Source organism: Hydrogenophaga sp. 70-12, assembly GCF_001897365.1.
Classification (GTDB): Bacteria; Pseudomonadota; Gammaproteobacteria; order Burkholderiales; family Burkholderiaceae_C; genus Hydrogenophaga; species Hydrogenophaga borbori.
In genome coordinates this window covers 1-14486 of record NZ_MKSS01000194.1, presented here as the reverse complement: position 1 = coordinate 14486, position 14486 = coordinate 1, and the positions used below count along the sequence as shown (strand labels likewise).

General features: G+C 69.5%; 12 protein-coding genes and 1 pseudogene. 5 read left to right on the top strand and 8 right to left on the bottom strand.

Features of this window, described 5'->3' with window-relative positions:
• Both BGO22_RS11705 and rsxB read left to right on the top strand, forming a co-directional pair.
• Window positions 1-512: pseudogene (locus tag BGO22_RS11705) on the top strand (polyhydroxyalkanoate depolymerase); the annotation flags it as partial.
• Window positions 513-543: 31 nt separating this feature from the next.
• Window positions 544-1203 (top strand): electron transport complex subunit RsxB, encoded by a 660-nt coding sequence (gene rsxB / locus BGO22_RS11700; protein WP_070398533.1) that lies wholly within the window; start codon window positions 544-546, stop codon window positions 1201-1203.
• Between the two features lie 15 nt (window positions 1204-1218).
• On the opposite strand, the gene BGO22_RS11695 is transcribed toward rsxB, so the two are convergent.
• The 7 genes from BGO22_RS11695 to scpA form a co-directional block, all read right to left on the bottom strand.
• The gene (locus BGO22_RS11695; RefSeq protein WP_070398534.1) at window positions 1219-2733 is read right to left on the bottom strand and encodes a methyl-accepting chemotaxis protein; all 1515 of its coding nucleotides are present in this window, start codon (window positions 2731-2733) and stop codon (window positions 1219-1221) included.
• Window positions 2734-3111: 378 nt separating this feature from the next.
• Window positions 3112-3609 (bottom strand): VOC family protein, encoded by a 498-nt coding sequence (locus BGO22_RS11690; protein WP_070398535.1) that lies wholly within the window; start codon window positions 3607-3609, stop codon window positions 3112-3114.
• Window positions 3610-3611: 2 nt separating this feature from the next.
• Window positions 3612-4220: a class I SAM-dependent methyltransferase gene (locus tag BGO22_RS11685; protein ID WP_175442819.1), complete on the bottom strand. Its 609-nt coding sequence runs from the start codon at window positions 4218-4220 to the stop codon at window positions 3612-3614.
• Between the two features lie 98 nt (window positions 4221-4318).
• Window positions 4319-6367 (bottom strand): acetyl-CoA carboxylase biotin carboxylase subunit, encoded by a 2049-nt coding sequence (locus BGO22_RS11680; RefSeq protein ID WP_070398537.1) that lies wholly within the window; start codon window positions 6365-6367, stop codon window positions 4319-4321.
• Between the two features lie 20 nt (window positions 6368-6387).
• Entirely contained in the window at window positions 6388-7920 is a 1533-nt protein-coding gene (locus tag BGO22_RS11675; protein WP_070398538.1) for an acyl-CoA carboxylase subunit beta, read from the bottom strand.
• An 18-nt stretch (window positions 7921-7938) separates the two neighbouring features.
• Window positions 7939-8955, bottom strand: a complete 1017-nt coding sequence (meaB, locus tag BGO22_RS11670) for a methylmalonyl Co-A mutase-associated GTPase MeaB (RefSeq protein ID WP_083293057.1) — start codon at window positions 8953-8955, stop codon at window positions 7939-7941.
• Window positions 8952-11108: a methylmalonyl-CoA mutase gene (gene scpA / locus BGO22_RS11665; protein ID WP_070398539.1), complete on the bottom strand. Its 2157-nt coding sequence runs from the start codon at window positions 11106-11108 to the stop codon at window positions 8952-8954. Before scpA ends, meaB begins: the two co-directional genes overlap by 4 nt.
• A 132-nt stretch (window positions 11109-11240) precedes the next feature.
• Here scpA and BGO22_RS11660 point away from each other — a divergent pair, with 132 nt between their 5' ends.
• On the top strand, window positions 11241-11897 hold the full coding sequence (locus tag BGO22_RS11660; RefSeq protein WP_070398540.1) for a GntR family transcriptional regulator: 657 nt from the start codon (window positions 11241-11243) through the stop codon (window positions 11895-11897).
• Window positions 11898-11916: 19 nt separating this feature from the next.
• On the opposite strand, the gene BGO22_RS11655 is transcribed toward BGO22_RS11660, so the two are convergent.
• On the bottom strand, window positions 11917-12738 hold the full coding sequence (locus BGO22_RS11655; RefSeq protein WP_070398541.1) for an IclR family transcriptional regulator: 822 nt from the start codon (window positions 12736-12738) through the stop codon (window positions 11917-11919).
• A 66-nt stretch (window positions 12739-12804) separates the two neighbouring features.
• Between BGO22_RS11655 and BGO22_RS11650 the strand changes: the two genes are divergently transcribed.
• Together BGO22_RS11650 and BGO22_RS11645 are read left to right on the top strand one after the other, a co-directional pair.
• Window positions 12805-13767, top strand: coding sequence for a tripartite tricarboxylate transporter substrate binding protein (locus BGO22_RS11650; RefSeq protein ID WP_070398542.1), 963 nt, complete (start codon window positions 12805-12807; stop codon window positions 13765-13767).
• A gap of 19 nt (window positions 13768-13786) precedes the next feature.
• Window positions 13787-14486 (top strand): TauD/TfdA dioxygenase family protein (locus BGO22_RS11645; protein ID WP_286850959.1); only part of this gene is annotated, 700 nt, incomplete at its 3' end.

Sequence of the window (14486 nt, the reverse complement as noted above, 5' to 3'; positions counted from 1 at the left end):
ACGACGAGTACAACGCCGTGCTCGACATGGACGCCGACTACTACCTCGAAACCATCAAGACCGTGTTCCAGGACTTCGAGCTCGTCAAGGGCACCTGGGACGTGCGCAACGAACAGGGCCAGCTGGAGCGCGTGCGCCCGCAGGACATCCGCGAGGGCGGCCTGCTGACCATCGAGGGCGAACTCGACGACATTTCGGGCGCCGGCCAGACCGCCGCCGCCCACGGGCTGTGCTCCGGCATCCCCCCAGCGCACCACCTGCACTACGAGGCCAAGGGCGCCGGCCACTACGGCATCTTCAGCGGCCGGCGCTGGCGCGAGATGGTCTACCCGGTGGTCAAGGCCTTCATCGCGGCACACCAGCCGGCCCAGGCGGCGGCAGCCGGCGTGCGTCCGGCGCCGAAGGCCGCGGCCAAGGCCGGCGCCGCGAAGCGCGCCGCCCAAGCCCGCGCGAAGCCGGCCGCCAAGGCGGCGCCGAAATCCCCCGCGCGCCGCAAGCCGGCCACGGTCTGAGACCCGGCGGCCCCCGGCCGCCCAACACGGCATGAATCCACTCGCCCGGCGCATCGACGATGCCCTGCCGCAGACGCAGTGCCAGCGCTGCGGCTACCCCGACTGCGCCAGCTACGCCCAGGCCGTGGCCGGCGGCGAGGCCGGCATCAACCAATGCCCGCCCGGCGGCGCCGAAGGCGTCGATCGCCTCGCGGCCATCACCGGCCGCCCCGCCCTGCCCCTGAGCCGCCAGCACGGCATCGAAGGGCCGGTGACCGTGGCCGTGATCGACGAGGACTGGTGCATTGGCTGCACCTTGTGCATCAAGGCCTGCCCCACCGACGCCATCGCGGGCGCGAACAAGCGCATGCACACCGTGGTGGAGCCCTGGTGCACCGGCTGCGAGCTCTGCATCCCCGTCTGCCCGGTGGACTGCATTTCGCTGGAGAACGTGAGCGGCGAGCGCACCGGCTGGGCCGGCTGGTCGGTCGCGCAGGCGATCCTGGCCAAGACGCGCTACGACGCGCGGCGCGAGCGCCTGGCCCGCGAGGCGCAGGAGCACGAGGCCCGTCTGCAAGCCAAGGCCGAGGCCAAGCTCGCCGACCTGCCCGCGGCGTCGACCATCACCGACCCCGAGGCGCTCGATCGCAAGCGAGCGGTGATCGAGGCCGCGCTGGCCCGTGCGCGGGCGAAACGCCAGCCCGGCGGCTGAGCCGCGGGCGCTGCCTCAACGCGCCGCGACCGTCTTGTAGACGCCGCAGCCCACGTACAGGGCGTCCACCTTCACCACATAGGACATCTTGGCCTGCACCGCGCCGCTGGCCGGGTTGACGATGTCGTACTCCACCCAGCCCGGGCCCTGTTCGGCCTGGCTCACGATGGCGGCCAGCAGCGCCGCGCCGTCCACGCCGGCGATGTCGTGCACGCGGCTGCCCAGCTTGTCGGGCTTGCCGCCGAAGGCGCGGTAGACGCCCGAGGCGTCGAGCGCGAACACGTACATGTCGCGGTCGTGGAAACCGCGCGCGGGCTCGGTCAGGTCGCGCACAAAGGTCTCGGCCGACACCTGGCGGCGGTGCGTCAGGGCCTTGTCCACCAGGGCCATGGCCTCCTCGGCCGTGCCCTGCTGCAGCATGAAACGGCTCACCGCGCGCGACAGGTGCGCCGCGCGCTGCTCCAGCCGGTTGGCCTGCTGCACGGCCAGCTCCACCATCTGCGCGTTGCGCTGGGTGATCTGGTCGAGCTGGCTCACGGCGGTGCTGATCTCGGCCAGCCCGGTGCTCTGCTCGGCGCTGGAGGCGGAAATCGACGACAGCTTGCCGGCCACGCCGCGCACGCCGTCGACGATGCTTGCCATGCTCTGGCCGGCATCGCGGATCTGCGCGGCGCCGCTTTCCACCTGGGCGCGCGAGGCCTCGATGAGGGCGCGGATCTCGCGCGCCGAGGCGGCCGAGCGCTGGGCCAGCGAACGCACCTCGCCGGCCACCACCGCGAAACCGCGGCCCTGCTCGCCGGCGCGCGCGGCCTCCACGGCGGCATTGAGCGCAAGGATGTTGGTCTGGAAGGCCAGGCTGTCGATCACGCCGATGATCTCGTTCATCTGCGCGGCGCCTTTCTGGATGCCCTCCACGGTGCCCACCGCCTGGTGCATGGCGCCCGCGCCGCGTTCGGCCACGTCGCGCACCTGCGCGGCCTGGCGGTCCGAGTCGCTGGCCGTCTGCGCGTTCTGCGCCACCGCGCCGGTGAGCTGCTGCACGCTGGCCGCGGTCTGCTCGAGGTTGGCGGCCTGCTGCTCGGTGCGCTCGGCCAGGTCGCGGTTGCCCACGGCCAGGCTGCGGCCGGCGTGCGCCACCAGCGCCGAGTTGCTGCGCACCTCGGCCACCATGCCCGAGAGGCTGCCGATCATGCGGTCGAGCAGGCGCGCCAGGTCGGCCAGCTCGTCGTGGCCGTCCACGCGCGGGTGCGCGCGCAGGTTGCCGCCGGCCGTGTCGGCCATGGCGTCGAGCAGGCGGCGGAAATCACCAAGGAAAGCGGCGCGAAAGGCCATCAACAGGTAGGCCAGCAGGACCAGGCCGGACGCCGCCACGGGGGCGATGGCGCCGGTGCGGTCCGTGGCGGCCAGCGCCAGCGCGGCCACCAGTGGCCAGGCCGCGGCCAAGGCCAGGCAGGCCAGCTTGCCGCCCAGGCGCCAGCGGCGCATGAGCCACACGCCCGGGCGCATCAGGGGATTCGAAGAGGGGGTCATGGGGCTTGTGCTCCTCTGCCGTAGGGCCCACAGGGGCTTGCTGACGACTGTAGAAGGACCCCGCGCCCGGCAATGGCGAAAACAAACCCCCGAAAGTCGGCCATTTGCGCCGGCCCATTTGCGCCGGCCATCTGCGCCGGCCATCACCCGGTCAGCGAAGGGGAAGCCACCACAGCCCTGCCAAGGCCACCCAGCCGCCACGCGAACAGGGTGCGCTGGGTGGCCAACGCGCAGCGCCGCCGCCCGCCCCTTCCCGCCGAGGAAGAAGACGCCCTGTTCGCGCGCTTTCGCCGATCGCCGGAGCTGATCGAACGGTTCGAATGGCCGCCGGCCTCGCGCCCTCACTTCGAGGAATGAGGCGCCGGGGCGCAGCGCGCCTCAGGCGGGCGTCCCCGCGGCCAGCGCATCGAAGGCGCTGACCACCTCGGGCGGCGCCTGCACCAGCTCGATCAGCACGCCCTCGCCGGCGATCGGGAATTCCTCGCTGGCCTTGGGGTGCAGAAAGGTGATGTCGAAACCCGCCGCGCCCTGGCGGATGCCGCCGGGCGCGAAGCGCACGCCGCGCCCGGTGAGCCACTCCACCGCCTTGGGCAAATCGTCGATCCACAGGCCAATGTGGTTGAGCGGCGTGGCATGCACCGCGGGCTTCTTGTCGGGATCCAGCGGCTGCATCAGGTCCACCTCGACCTTGAACGGCCCGCTGCCGATGGCGCAGATGTCCTCGTCCACGTTCTCGCGTTCGCTGCGGAAGCTGCCCGTCAGTTCCAGGCCCAGCATGTCCACCCACAGGGTCTGCAAGCGGTGCTTGTCGGGGCCGCCGATGGCGATCTGTTGCACACCGAGGACACGGAAGGGACGGGGGGAAGCGGTGTTCATGGTCAATGGATGCCGTGGGTGGCGTGGGCCGCCGGCTCCAGCGACCAGACGGTCGCCGGCGGCAGGTTGGCCCAGACGGTGGTGACACGCCGCCAGCGCCAGCCCGGCGGCAATTGATCGAATGGCCGCACGTGGCGCGCCGCGTAGGTGTACTGCAGCAGGCGCGCGTTGGGCTGGCGCTCCAGCAGCGCCAGCATGGCCTGCACGCAGCGCCTGGCCTCGTCGCGCGGCATGGACAAGAGGGGCAGCGAGGACACCAGCATGAGCGAGCTGGCCGCCGGCAGGGGCAGCACGTCCAGCCGCGTGGCGCAGGCGTGCAGCACCTCGGCGCGCGGAAAGCGGTGGTGCAGGTGGCGCACCAGGCCGGGGTCGCGTTCGATGATGAAGAAGCGGTCGGGCGGCGGCCCGAGGTCGGCCAGTGCCCGGGTGATGGCGCCGGTGCCGGCGCCGATTTCCAGCAGCAGCTCGGGGCCCACGCGGGACACCTCCGCCGCGACGGCCTGCGCCAGCGCCCGCGAGGCCGGGGCAATGGCCCCCACCCGCCGCGGGTTGCGCACCCAGGCCAATGCAAACGCCAAACCACTCAGCCCCTGACCGCGTCCGTCCGCCATGTGCCGTGCTCCAACAAGCCGTGGAGTCCGCAGGGTAACCCAGCCCGGCGGGCTTGTGGCGTCAGCGGAGGAAACAGCCGGTCGGGCCGGCACGGCCTTCATTCGAACTCGACGATGGCCTGGTCAACGGCCAGGGACTCCCCTTGCTGGGCCAGCACCTTGGCCACCGTGCCGTCGGCCGAGGCGAACAGCACGTTTTCCATCTTCATGGCCTCGATGACGGCCACGCGCTCGCCGGCCTGTACCTTCTGGCCCGGCTGCACGGCCACCTGCACCAGCAGGCCTGGCATGGGCGACAGGACGTACTTGCTCATGTCGGGTGGCGCCTTGAAGGGCATGAGCGCGTGCAGCTCGGCCATGCGCGGCGAGACCACCATGGCCTCGATGCGCGTGCCGTTGTGCTGCACCACCAGCGCCAGCGGGTTGCGTGGCGTGCCCCGCTCCAGCTGGGCCGTGAACGGCTGGCCGTTGCACACGCCGACGGTGCAGATGTCGTTGAGCCGCGATGGGCTCTGGAAGGCGTAGCGCTTCTCGCCCACCATGACCACCGCCGCGCCCACCTGGCCCAGCACCTCGTCCACGTGCACGTTCACGCGGCGGTGCGCGCCGGCCTTGTCGAGCACGATCACCGTGTAGTCGTGCCCCACCTTCACGCCGTAGCCGGGCAGCTGGCCGCTCAGGCCGGCCGCGCGCTCGCGGCTCTTGCGGCGCACGAACGCCGCCAACGCCACGAGGAAGTCGGGATCGTCGTGCGGCACGTCCTCGGCGCGAAAGCCCTGGCCGTAATGCTCGGCGATGAAGCCGGTGTTGAAGTCGCCCGCCACGAACTTGGGGTGCGCGAGCAGCGCGGCCTGGAAAGGAATATTGCTTTGCACACCGCGGATGACGAAACCGTTGAGCGCTTCGCGCATCTTGGCGATGGCCTCGTTGCGGTCGCGGCCGTGCACGATGAGCTTGGCGATCATCGAGTCGTAGTACATGGGGATCTCGCCGCCGTCCTGCACGCCGGTGTCCACGCGCACGCCGAAACGGTGCTCCGTGTCGGCCTGCCACATGGTCTGCGGCGGCGCGGCGAAGCGCACCAGGCGGCCCGTGCTGGGCAGGAAGTTGCGGAACGGGTCCTCGGCGTTGATGCGGCACTCGATCGCCCAGCCCTCGCGCTTCACGTCGGCCTGCGCCAGCGGCAGCTTTTCACCGGCGGCCACGCGGATCATCAGCTCCACCAGGTCCAGACCGGTGATGCATTCCGTGACCGGGTGCTCCACCTGCAGGCGGGTGTTCATCTCCAGGAAGTAGAAGTCCTGGTCCTTGCCCACCACGAACTCCACCGTGCCCGCGCTCTGGTACTTCACAGCCTTGGCCAGGGCCACGGCCTGCTCACCCATGGCCCGGCGCGTGGCCTCGCTGATGAAGGGCGACGGCGCCTCCTCGATCACCTTCTGGTGGCGGCGCTGGATGGAGCACTCGCGCTCGTTCAGGTAAATCACGTTGCCGTGCGCGTCGCCCAGCACCTGGATCTCGATGTGGCGCGGCTCCTGGACAAACTTTTCCATGAAGACGCGGTCGTCGCCGAAGCTGTTGCGCGCCTCGTTGCGACAGCTCGTGAAGCCCTCGAAGCACTCCTTGTCGCTGAAGGCCACGCGCAGGCCCTTGCCGCCGCCGCCGGCGCTGGCCTTGATCATGACCGGGTAGCCGATCTTCTGCGCGATGGCCACCGCCTCCTCGGGCGACTGGATGGGCTCGTTGTGGCCCGGAATGGTGCTCACCTTCGCCTCGTTCGCGAGCTTCTTGGACGCGATCTTGTCGCCCATGGCCGCGATGGAGTAGTGCTTGGGGCCGATGAAGACCAGGCCCTGTTCTTCCACCTGGCGCGCGAAGTCCTCGTTCTCGGACAGGAAGCCATAGCCGGGGTGGATGGCCTCGGCGCCGGTCTGCTTCGCGGCGGCGATGATGGCCTCGCCCAACAGGTAGCTCTCGCGCGAGGGCGGCGGCCCCAGGCGCACGGCCTCGTCGGCCAGCTGCACATGGCGCGCTTCCTTGTCGGCGTCGGAGTACACCGCCACGGTGGCGATGCCCAGCTTCTTGGCCGTGGCGATGACGCGGCAGGCGATCTCGCCGCGGTTGGCGATCAGGATCTTCTTGAACATGTCTTTCTCTCCTCGGGCCTTCAGAGCGGAATGTTCCCGTGCTTGCGCCACGGGTTCTCCAGCTTCTTGTCCTTGAGCATCACCAGCGAGCGACCAATGCGCTTGCGCGTCTCGTGCGGCAGGATCACGTCGTCGATGAAGCCGCGCGCGCCGGCCACGAAGGGGTTGGCGAAGCGGGCCTTGTACTCGGCCTCGCGCTGCGCGAGCTTGGCCGGGTCCTTCTTCTCCTCGCGGAAGATGATCTCCACCGCGCCCTTGGCGCCCATCACCGCGATCTCGGCGTTGGGCCAGGCGAAGTTCACGTCGCCGCGCAGGTGCTTGGAGGCCATCACGTCGTAGGCGCCGCCGTAGGCCTTGCGCGTGATCACGGTGATCTTGGGCACGGTGCACTCGGCGTAGGCATAGAGCAGCTTGGCGCCGTGCTTGATGATGCCGCCGTACTCCTGGCTGGTGCCGGGCATGAAGCCGGGCACGTCGACGAAGGTGACGACCGGGATGTTGAAGCAGTCGCAGAAGCGCACGAAGCGCGCGGCCTTGATGGAGCTCTTGATGTCCAGGCAGCCCGCCAGCACCAGCGGCTGGTTGGCGACGATGCCCACGGTCTGGCCGTCCATGCGCGCGAAGCCGATCACGATGTTCTTGGCGTACTCGGGCTGCAGCTCGAAAAAGTCCCCGTCGTCCACGATCTTGAGGATGAGCTCCTTCATGTCGTAGGGCTTGTTGGGGTTGTCGGGCACCAGGGTGTCCAGGCTCAGCTCCATGCGGTCGATCGGATCGCCACTGGGCCGCACCGGCGCCTTCTCCCTGTTGTTGAGCGGCAGGTAGTTGAACAGGCGGCGCAGCATCAGCAGCGCCTCCACGTCGTTGTCGAAGGCCAGGTCGGCGACGCCGCTGCGCGTGGTGTGGGTGATGGCGCCGCCCAGTTCCTCGGCCGTCACTTCCTCGTGCGTGACGGTCTTCACCACTTCGGGGCCGGTGACGAACATGTAGCTGGAGTCCTTCACCATGAAGATGAAGTCCGTCATGGCGGGCGAGTACACCGCGCCGCCTGCGCTGGGGCCCATGATCATGCTGATCTGCGGCACCACGCCGCTGGCCAGCACGTTGCGCTGGAACACGTCGGCGTAGCCCCCGAGCGAGGCCACGCCTTCCTGGATGCGCGCGCCGCCCGAGTCGTTGAGGCCGATGACGGGCGCGCCAACCTTCATGGCCTGGTCCATCACCTTGCAGATCTTCTCGGCGTGCGCCTCGGAGAGCGCGCCGCCGAAGACGGTGAAGTCCTGGCTGAAGACGAAGACCAGGCGGCCGTTGATCATGCCGTAGCCAGTGACCACGCCGTCGCCGGGGATCTTGTTGTCCGCCATGCCGAAGTCGGTGCAGCGGTGCTCGACGAACATGTCCCATTCCTCGAAGGTGCCCTCGTCGAGCAGCACCTCCAGGCGCTCGCGCGCGCTGAGCTTGCCCTTGGCGTGCTGCGCCTCGATGCGCTTGGCGCCGCCGCCCAGGCGCGCGCGGGCGCGCTTGTCTTCGAGCTGTTGCAGGATGTCTTGCATGGTTCTTCTCCAGAGAATTCAGTCGAACAGCGCGAGCAGCTGCCGCGCCGCGGTGCTGGCGGGCAGACGGCCATCGAGCACTTGCGTGGTGGTGTCGGCCAGCGCGGCGCGCACCGCCGGGTGTTCGCGGAAGCGCTGCTTGAGTCCGGCGTCGATGCGCTCCCACATCCAGGCCTTGGCCTGGCGCTGGCGGCGCGCGGCGAGTTCGCCATTGGCGCTCTGCACCTGGCGAAAGCGCTGAACCTCGGCCCAGAAGGCGGCGATGCCCTCGGCCTTGAGGGCCGAGAGCTGCAGCACCGTGGGGTGCCAGTGCGCGGTGTCGTGCGCCGCGTGCTCCGGCCGGCCGTGCTGGCCGAGCAGGCGCAGGGCGGAAGTGATCATCGCGCGCGCCCGCGTCGCGGCGTCGGCGTCGATGTCGGCCTTGTTGATGACCACCAGGTCGGCGATCTCCATCACGCCCTTCTTGATGGCCTGCAGGTCGTCGCCTGCATTGGGCAGCTGCAGCAGCGCGAAGCAGTCGGTCATGGCGGCCACGGCGGTCTCGCTCTGGCCCACGCCCACGGTCTCGACGATCACCACGTCGTAGCCAGCGGCCTCGCACACCAGCAGGGCCTCGCGCGTCTTTTCGGCCACCCCGCCCAGGGTGCCGCCGCTGGGGCTGGGCCGAATGAAGGCGCGCTCGTCCATGGACAGCCGCTCCATGCGCGTCTTGTCGCCCAGGATGGAGCCGCCCGAGACCGTGCTCGACGGGTCGATGGTGAGCACGGCCACGCGCTGGCCCTGTTCGATCAGGTGCAGGCCCAGCGCCTCGATGAAGGTGCTCTTGCCCACGCCGGGCACGCCGCTCAGGCCCAGGCGGAAGGCCCGGCCCGTGCGCGGCAGCAGCGCGGTGAGCAGCTCGTCGCCCTGGGCGCGGTGGTCGGCGCGCGTGGACTCGAGCAGCGTGATGGCCTTGGCCATGGCGCGGCGCTGCGCCATGCCCTGGCCTTGCACGATGGCGTCGAGCAAGGCTTGCGGCGACGCGGCCAGGCTCAAGCCACCGCCTTCTTGATCTGTTCCAGCACGTCCTTGGCGCTGGCCGGAATGGGCGTGCCGGGGCCGTAGATGCCCTTGACGCCGGCCTCGTAGAGGAAGTCGTAGTCCTGGCGCGGAATCACACCGCCCACGAAGACCACGATGTCATCGGCGCCCTGCTTGCGCAGCTCCGCGATGATCGCGGGCACCAGGGTCTTGTGGCCCGCGGCCAGGGTGCTCACGCCCACGGCGTGCACGTCGTTCTCGATGGCCTGGCGCGCGCACTCCTCGGGCGTCTGGAACAGCGGGCCCATGTCGACGTCGAAGCCCAGATCGGCGAAGGCCGTGGCCACCACCTTGGCGCCGCGGTCGTGGCCGTCCTGGCCGAGCTTGGCGATCATCACGCGCGGGCGGCGGCCCTGCTGCTCGCCGAAATCGGCGATCTCCTTCTGCAGCTGCGCCCAGCCTTCGGCGCTGTCGTAGGCGGCGGCGTACACGCCGGTCACCTTCTGGGTGTCGGCGCGGTGGCGGCCGAAGGCGGTTTCGAGGGCATCACTGACTTCTCCCACGGTGGCGCGCAGGCGCACCGCCTGAATGGACAGATCGAGCAGGTTGCCCTGCCCCGAACGGGCGGCCTCGGTGAGCGCGGCCAGCGCGGCCTTCACCGCGGCATCGTCGCGCGCGTCGCGCACCCGCTTCAGGCGCGCGATCTGCGCCTCGCGCACCTTGACGTTGTCGATGTCGAGGATCTCGACCGGGTCTTCGTTCTTGAGCTTGTACTTGTTGACGCCGACGATGACGTCCTTGCCGGAGTCGATGCGCGCCTGCTTCTCGGCCGCGGCGGCCTCGATCTTGAGCTTGGCCCAGCCGCTGTCGACCGCGCGGGTCATGCCGCCCATGGCGTCGACCTCCTCGATGATGGCCCAGGCCGCGTCGGCCATCTGCTGCGTCAGCGTCTCCATCATGTAGGAGCCGGCCCAGGGGTCGACCACGCTGGTGATGTGGGTCTCTTCCTGAATGATGAGCTGGGTGTTGCGCGCGATGCGCGCGCTGAACTCGGTGGGCAGCGCGATGGCTTCGTCGAGCGCGTTGGTGTGCAGGCTCTGCGTGCCGCCGAACACCGCGGCCATGGCCTCGATGGTGGTGCGCACCACGTTGTTGTACGGGTCCTGCTCGGTCAGGCTCCAGCCCGAGGTCTGGCTGTGCGTGCGCAGCATCAGGCTCTTGGGGTTCTTCGCGCCGAAGCCCTTCATGATGCGGCACCACAGCAGGCGGGCCGCGCGCATCTTGGCGATCTCCAGGTAGAAGTTCATGCCGACCGCCCAGAAGAAGGAGAGGCGGCCCGCGAAGGCGTCGACATCCAGGCCCTTGGCCATGGCGGTCTTCACATACTCCTTGCCGTCGGCCAGGGTGAAGGCGAGTTCCAGCGCCTGGTTGGCGCCGGCCTCCTGCATGTGGTAGCCCGAGATGCTGATCGAGTTGAACTTCGGCATGTGGCTGGCCGTGTACTCGATGATGTCGCCGATGATCCGCATGCTCGGCTCGGGCGGGTAGATGTAGGTGTTGCGGACCATGAACTCCTTGAGGATGTCGTTCTGGATGGTCCCGCTGAGCTGGTCCTGCGGCACGCCCTGTTCCTCGGCCGCCACCACGTAGCCCGCCAGCACCGGCAGCACCGCGCCGTTCATGGTCATGGACACGCTGACCTTGTCGAGCGGAATGCCGTCGAACAGGATCTTCATGTCCTCGACACTGTCGATGGCCACGCCGGCCTTGCCCACGTCGCCCGTCACGCGCGGGTGGTCGCTGTCGTAGCCGCGGTGGGTGGCCAGGTCGAAGGCCACGCTCACGCCCTGCCCGCCGGCCGCCAGGGCCTTGCGGTAGAAGGCGTTCGACTCTTCGGCGGTGGAAAAGCCCGCGTACTGGCGGATGGTCCAGGGCCGCACCGCGTACATGGTGGCCTGTGGACCACGGATGAAGGGTTCGAAACCGGGCAGCGTGTCGGTGTAGGCCAGGCCCTGCAGGTCGGCCGCGGTGTACAGCGGCTTGACGGCGATGCCGTCGGGCGTGGTCCAGGTCAGCGCGTCAAGCTGGCCGCCAGGGGCGGATCGGGTGGCGGCCTGGGTCCAGTCGGACAGCGTGGCGCGCGCGAAGGCGTCGGGGTGTTGGCTCATGGCGGCGGACGTGGAAAACGGCGGGAGCAAGGCAAGGGCGCAGGTGTTCTGCGGCTCAGGCACCACGGTGAGTGTACATCATTCATAATTATTGATGCAGAATTTCAATGCGCGGATAGAATCGGCGCCTGCATGGACACCGACACCGCCACCCCCACCGCCCCCTCCCTGGCGCCGCGCGCGCTGTACGAGGAAGTGGCCGAACGGCTGCGCCAGCGCATCTTCCAGCGCGAACTGGAGCCGGGCAGCTGGATCGACGAACTCAAGATCGCCGAGGCGTACGGCATCAGCCGCACCCCCCTGCGCGAAGCCCTGAAAGTGCTGGCCGCCGAAGGCCTGGTGACCATGAAGGTGCGCCGGGGCGCCTACGTCACCGAAGTGTCCGAGAAGGACCTGCGCGACGTCTACCACCTGCTGTCGCTGCTCGAATCGGACGCCGCCGGCGAAGTGGCCTCGCGCGGCGAGCCCGCCGCGCTGGACGAACTGGCCGCCCTGCACGATGAGCTGGAAGGCGCCGTGCACCAGCGCGACCGCTTCTTCGCCATCAACGAGCGCTTCCATCTGCGCCTGCTGGAGCTGGCTGACAACCGCTGGCGGCTGCAGATGGTGAGTGACCTGCGCAAGGTGATGAAGCTCAACCGCCACCATTCGCTGTTCAAGGCGGGCCGCATCGAAGAATCGCTGGCCGAACACCGCGCCGTGATGGCCGCCCTGCGCGGGCGCGACGGTGCGCTGGCCGTGCAGCGCATGCGCGAGCACTTCGCCAGCGGACTCGAAGCCGCCACCTGAGGCCGGCGCCCCGTCCGGCTCAGTCCTCGCCGATCTCCCGCGCGATCGCGCGCCGCGTCTCCAGCAGCTTGGGCGCGACCTTCTCCACCAGCCATTCGCGCGGCAGCTTGTAGGCCGGCCCGCCCACGCTCACGCCGTACAGCTCGCCTTCGATGCCGCGCAGGCTGAAACCCAGGGCGTGGATGTCGGGGTGCCACTCGCCGAACGAGCTGCAGTAGCCGAGCCGCTCGTGTTCCTGCGCCGCCGCCTCCAGCCGCGACTGCGTTTGGGGCCAGGCCGCCTCACCCACCGAGGCGCGGATCTCTTCATACAAGGCGGCGCGCTGCGCCGGTGGCAGGGCCGACAGATAAGCCCGGCCAGCGGCCGAGGTGGCGATGGTCATGCGCGAGCCCACGTCCATGCGCGACAGGATCAGCGCCGAGCGCGGCCGCAGGGTGTCGATCAGCAGCATGTCCAGCCCGTCGCGCACGGTCAGGTGGACGTTGGCGCCCGCCACCTCGGCCAGCTCCGCCAAGTGCAACCGGGCCCGCTGGCGGAAATCGAAGGTGCGCAGGTAGGCGTTGCCCAGCTGCAGCGTGGCCGGGCCCAGGCTGAAGCGTTCGCTGCCCGCGGCCTGCCGCAGAAAGCCGCTGGACAGCAGCGTGGCCGCCAGGCGCGACACCGTGGCCTTGGGGATGCCGGTGCCCTCGGCCAGCTCGCGGTTGGAGAGCGGCTCATCCGCCTCCGCGACGGCCTTGAGCACCGCCAGCCCCCGCGCCAGCGCACTGACCTCGTCCTTGCCCGAAGCGACGGCCTCTTCCGGTGCGCCACCGATCGCACGTTTTTCGAGACGATGTTCCATTTTTTATTGCGCCTATATAATTTTGAGACGACGTTCCATTTTAATTACACCACCCGGAGACACACCTTGAACTGGATCAAGACAACCGCCCTCGCCCTGTCCCTCGGGCTGGCCGCCCTCGCGCCGGCCGCCGCCCAGGACTTTCCCAAGGGCCCGGTGAAAATCATCATCCCCTTCCCGCCCGGCGGACCCACCGACACCGTGGGCCGCCTGCTCGGCCAGAAGCTGCAGGAGACCTGGGGCCAGCCGGTGATCATCGACTACAAGCCCGGCGCCGGCACCGTGATCGGCGCCGACTTCGTCGCCAAGTCGGCCCCCGATGGCCAGACCATCGGCATGGTGAACTCGTCCCTGGCGGTGAACCCCACGCTGCGCAAGAAGCTGCCCTACGACACGCAGAAGGACCTGGCCGGCGTCACGCAGCTGTTCAACATGCAGCTGGCCATCGTGGCGCACCCCAACGCGCCCTTCAACAACCTGCGCGAACTCATCGACTACGCCCGCAAGAACCCCGGCAAGCTGAACTACGGCACGCCCGGCGCCGGCAGCACCACGCACCTGGGCGCCGAGCTGCTCAAGCGCGAGGCCGGCTTCGAGATGCAGCACATCGCCATGAAGGGCAGCGCGCCCGCGCACACCGAACTCATGGGCGGGCGGCTCGACCTGGTGGTCGATCCCTTCCTGTCCATCCTGCCCTACGTGCAGGGCGGCCGCATGAAGATCATCGCCACCATGGGCGACAAGCGCGTGGCCGGCCACGACTACCCCACCGTCGCCGAAACCATCCCCGGCTTCAACGTCGGCGCCCTGCTCGGCTTCGTGGCGCCCGCCGGCACGCCCAAGCCGGTGCTGCAGAAGATCCAGGCCGACACCGCCAAGGCCCTGGCCAGCGCCGACGTGCAAAAGCGCGCCCAGGAATTCGGCCTGCAGGTGGTGGGCTCCACGCCCGAGCAGTTCGATGCCTTCATCGCTTCGGAGATGAAGCGCTGGGGCCGCATCGTCACCGACGCCAAGATCGAACAGGAATGAATTGGAAGGACCCCGCACCGTGAGCTCCCTGCAACTCAAGCCCATCCACCCGGTCTTCGGCGCCGAGGCCAGCGGCCTGGACCTCACCCGCCCGCTCGCGGCCGAGGACGTGCGCGCGATCAACGCGGCCATGAACGAGCACGCCGTGCTGGTCTTTCGCGGCCAGCCGCTGACGGCTCAGCAGCAGCTCGATTTCGCCCGGCACTTCGGCCCGCTGGACATCGGCCTCAAGCGCGTGTTCAAGCGCCCCGAGCGCCTGGAAGACGAGCGCCTGATCGACATCTCCAACGTCGACGCCCAGGGCAAGATCGCGCGCCGCGACTCGCCCAAGAACCTCTCCAACTTCGCCAACCAGCTCTGGCACAGCGACAGCTCCTTCATGAACCCGCGCGCGGCCTACTCGATGCTGCATTGCGTGATCACGCCCAGCTGGGGCGGCAACACCGAGTTCGCCGACCTGCGCCACGCCTACGACACGCTGGACGAGCGCACCAAGGCCGAGATCGAGGACCTCCAGGCCGAGCACTTCGCGCTGCACACGCGCATCCTGCTGGGCGACGACGCCTACACCGACGACCAGAAGAAGGAGATCCCGCCGGCGGTCTGGCCGCTGGCGGACACCCACCCGGGCTCGGGCCGCAAGGTGCTGTTCGTCGGCGTGCACGCGCGCGAGGTGATCGGCTGGCCGATCGCCGAAGGCCGCATGTACCTGAGCGACC

Excerpts from the sequence above, each read along its gene's own strand:
- BGO22_RS11655 (WP_070398541.1), bottom strand. The coding sequence starts at position 12,738 with ATGGAACATCGTCTCGAAAAACGTGCGATCGGTGGCGCACCGGAAGAG.
- scpA (WP_070398539.1), bottom strand. The coding sequence starts at position 11,108 with ATGAGCCAACACCCCGACGCCTTCGCGCGCGCCACGCTGTCCGACTGG.
- rsxB (WP_070398533.1), top strand. The coding sequence starts at position 544 with ATGAATCCACTCGCCCGGCGCATCGACGATGCCCTGCCGCAGACGCAG.
- BGO22_RS11690 (WP_070398535.1), bottom strand. The coding sequence starts at position 3,609 with ATGAACACCGCTTCCCCCCGTCCCTTCCGTGTCCTCGGTGTGCAACAG.
- BGO22_RS11685 (WP_175442819.1), bottom strand. The coding sequence starts at position 4,220 with ATGGCGGACGGACGCGGTCAGGGGCTGAGTGGTTTGGCGTTTGCATTG.
- BGO22_RS11660 (WP_070398540.1), top strand. The coding sequence starts at position 11,241 with ATGGACACCGACACCGCCACCCCCACCGCCCCCTCCCTGGCGCCGCGC.
- BGO22_RS11680 (WP_070398537.1), bottom strand. The coding sequence starts at position 6,367 with ATGTTCAAGAAGATCCTGATCGCCAACCGCGGCGAGATCGCCTGCCGC.
- BGO22_RS11675 (WP_070398538.1), bottom strand. The coding sequence starts at position 7,920 with ATGCAAGACATCCTGCAACAGCTCGAAGACAAGCGCGCCCGCGCGCGC.
- BGO22_RS11695 (WP_070398534.1), bottom strand. The coding sequence starts at position 2,733 with ATGACCCCCTCTTCGAATCCCCTGATGCGCCCGGGCGTGTGGCTCATG.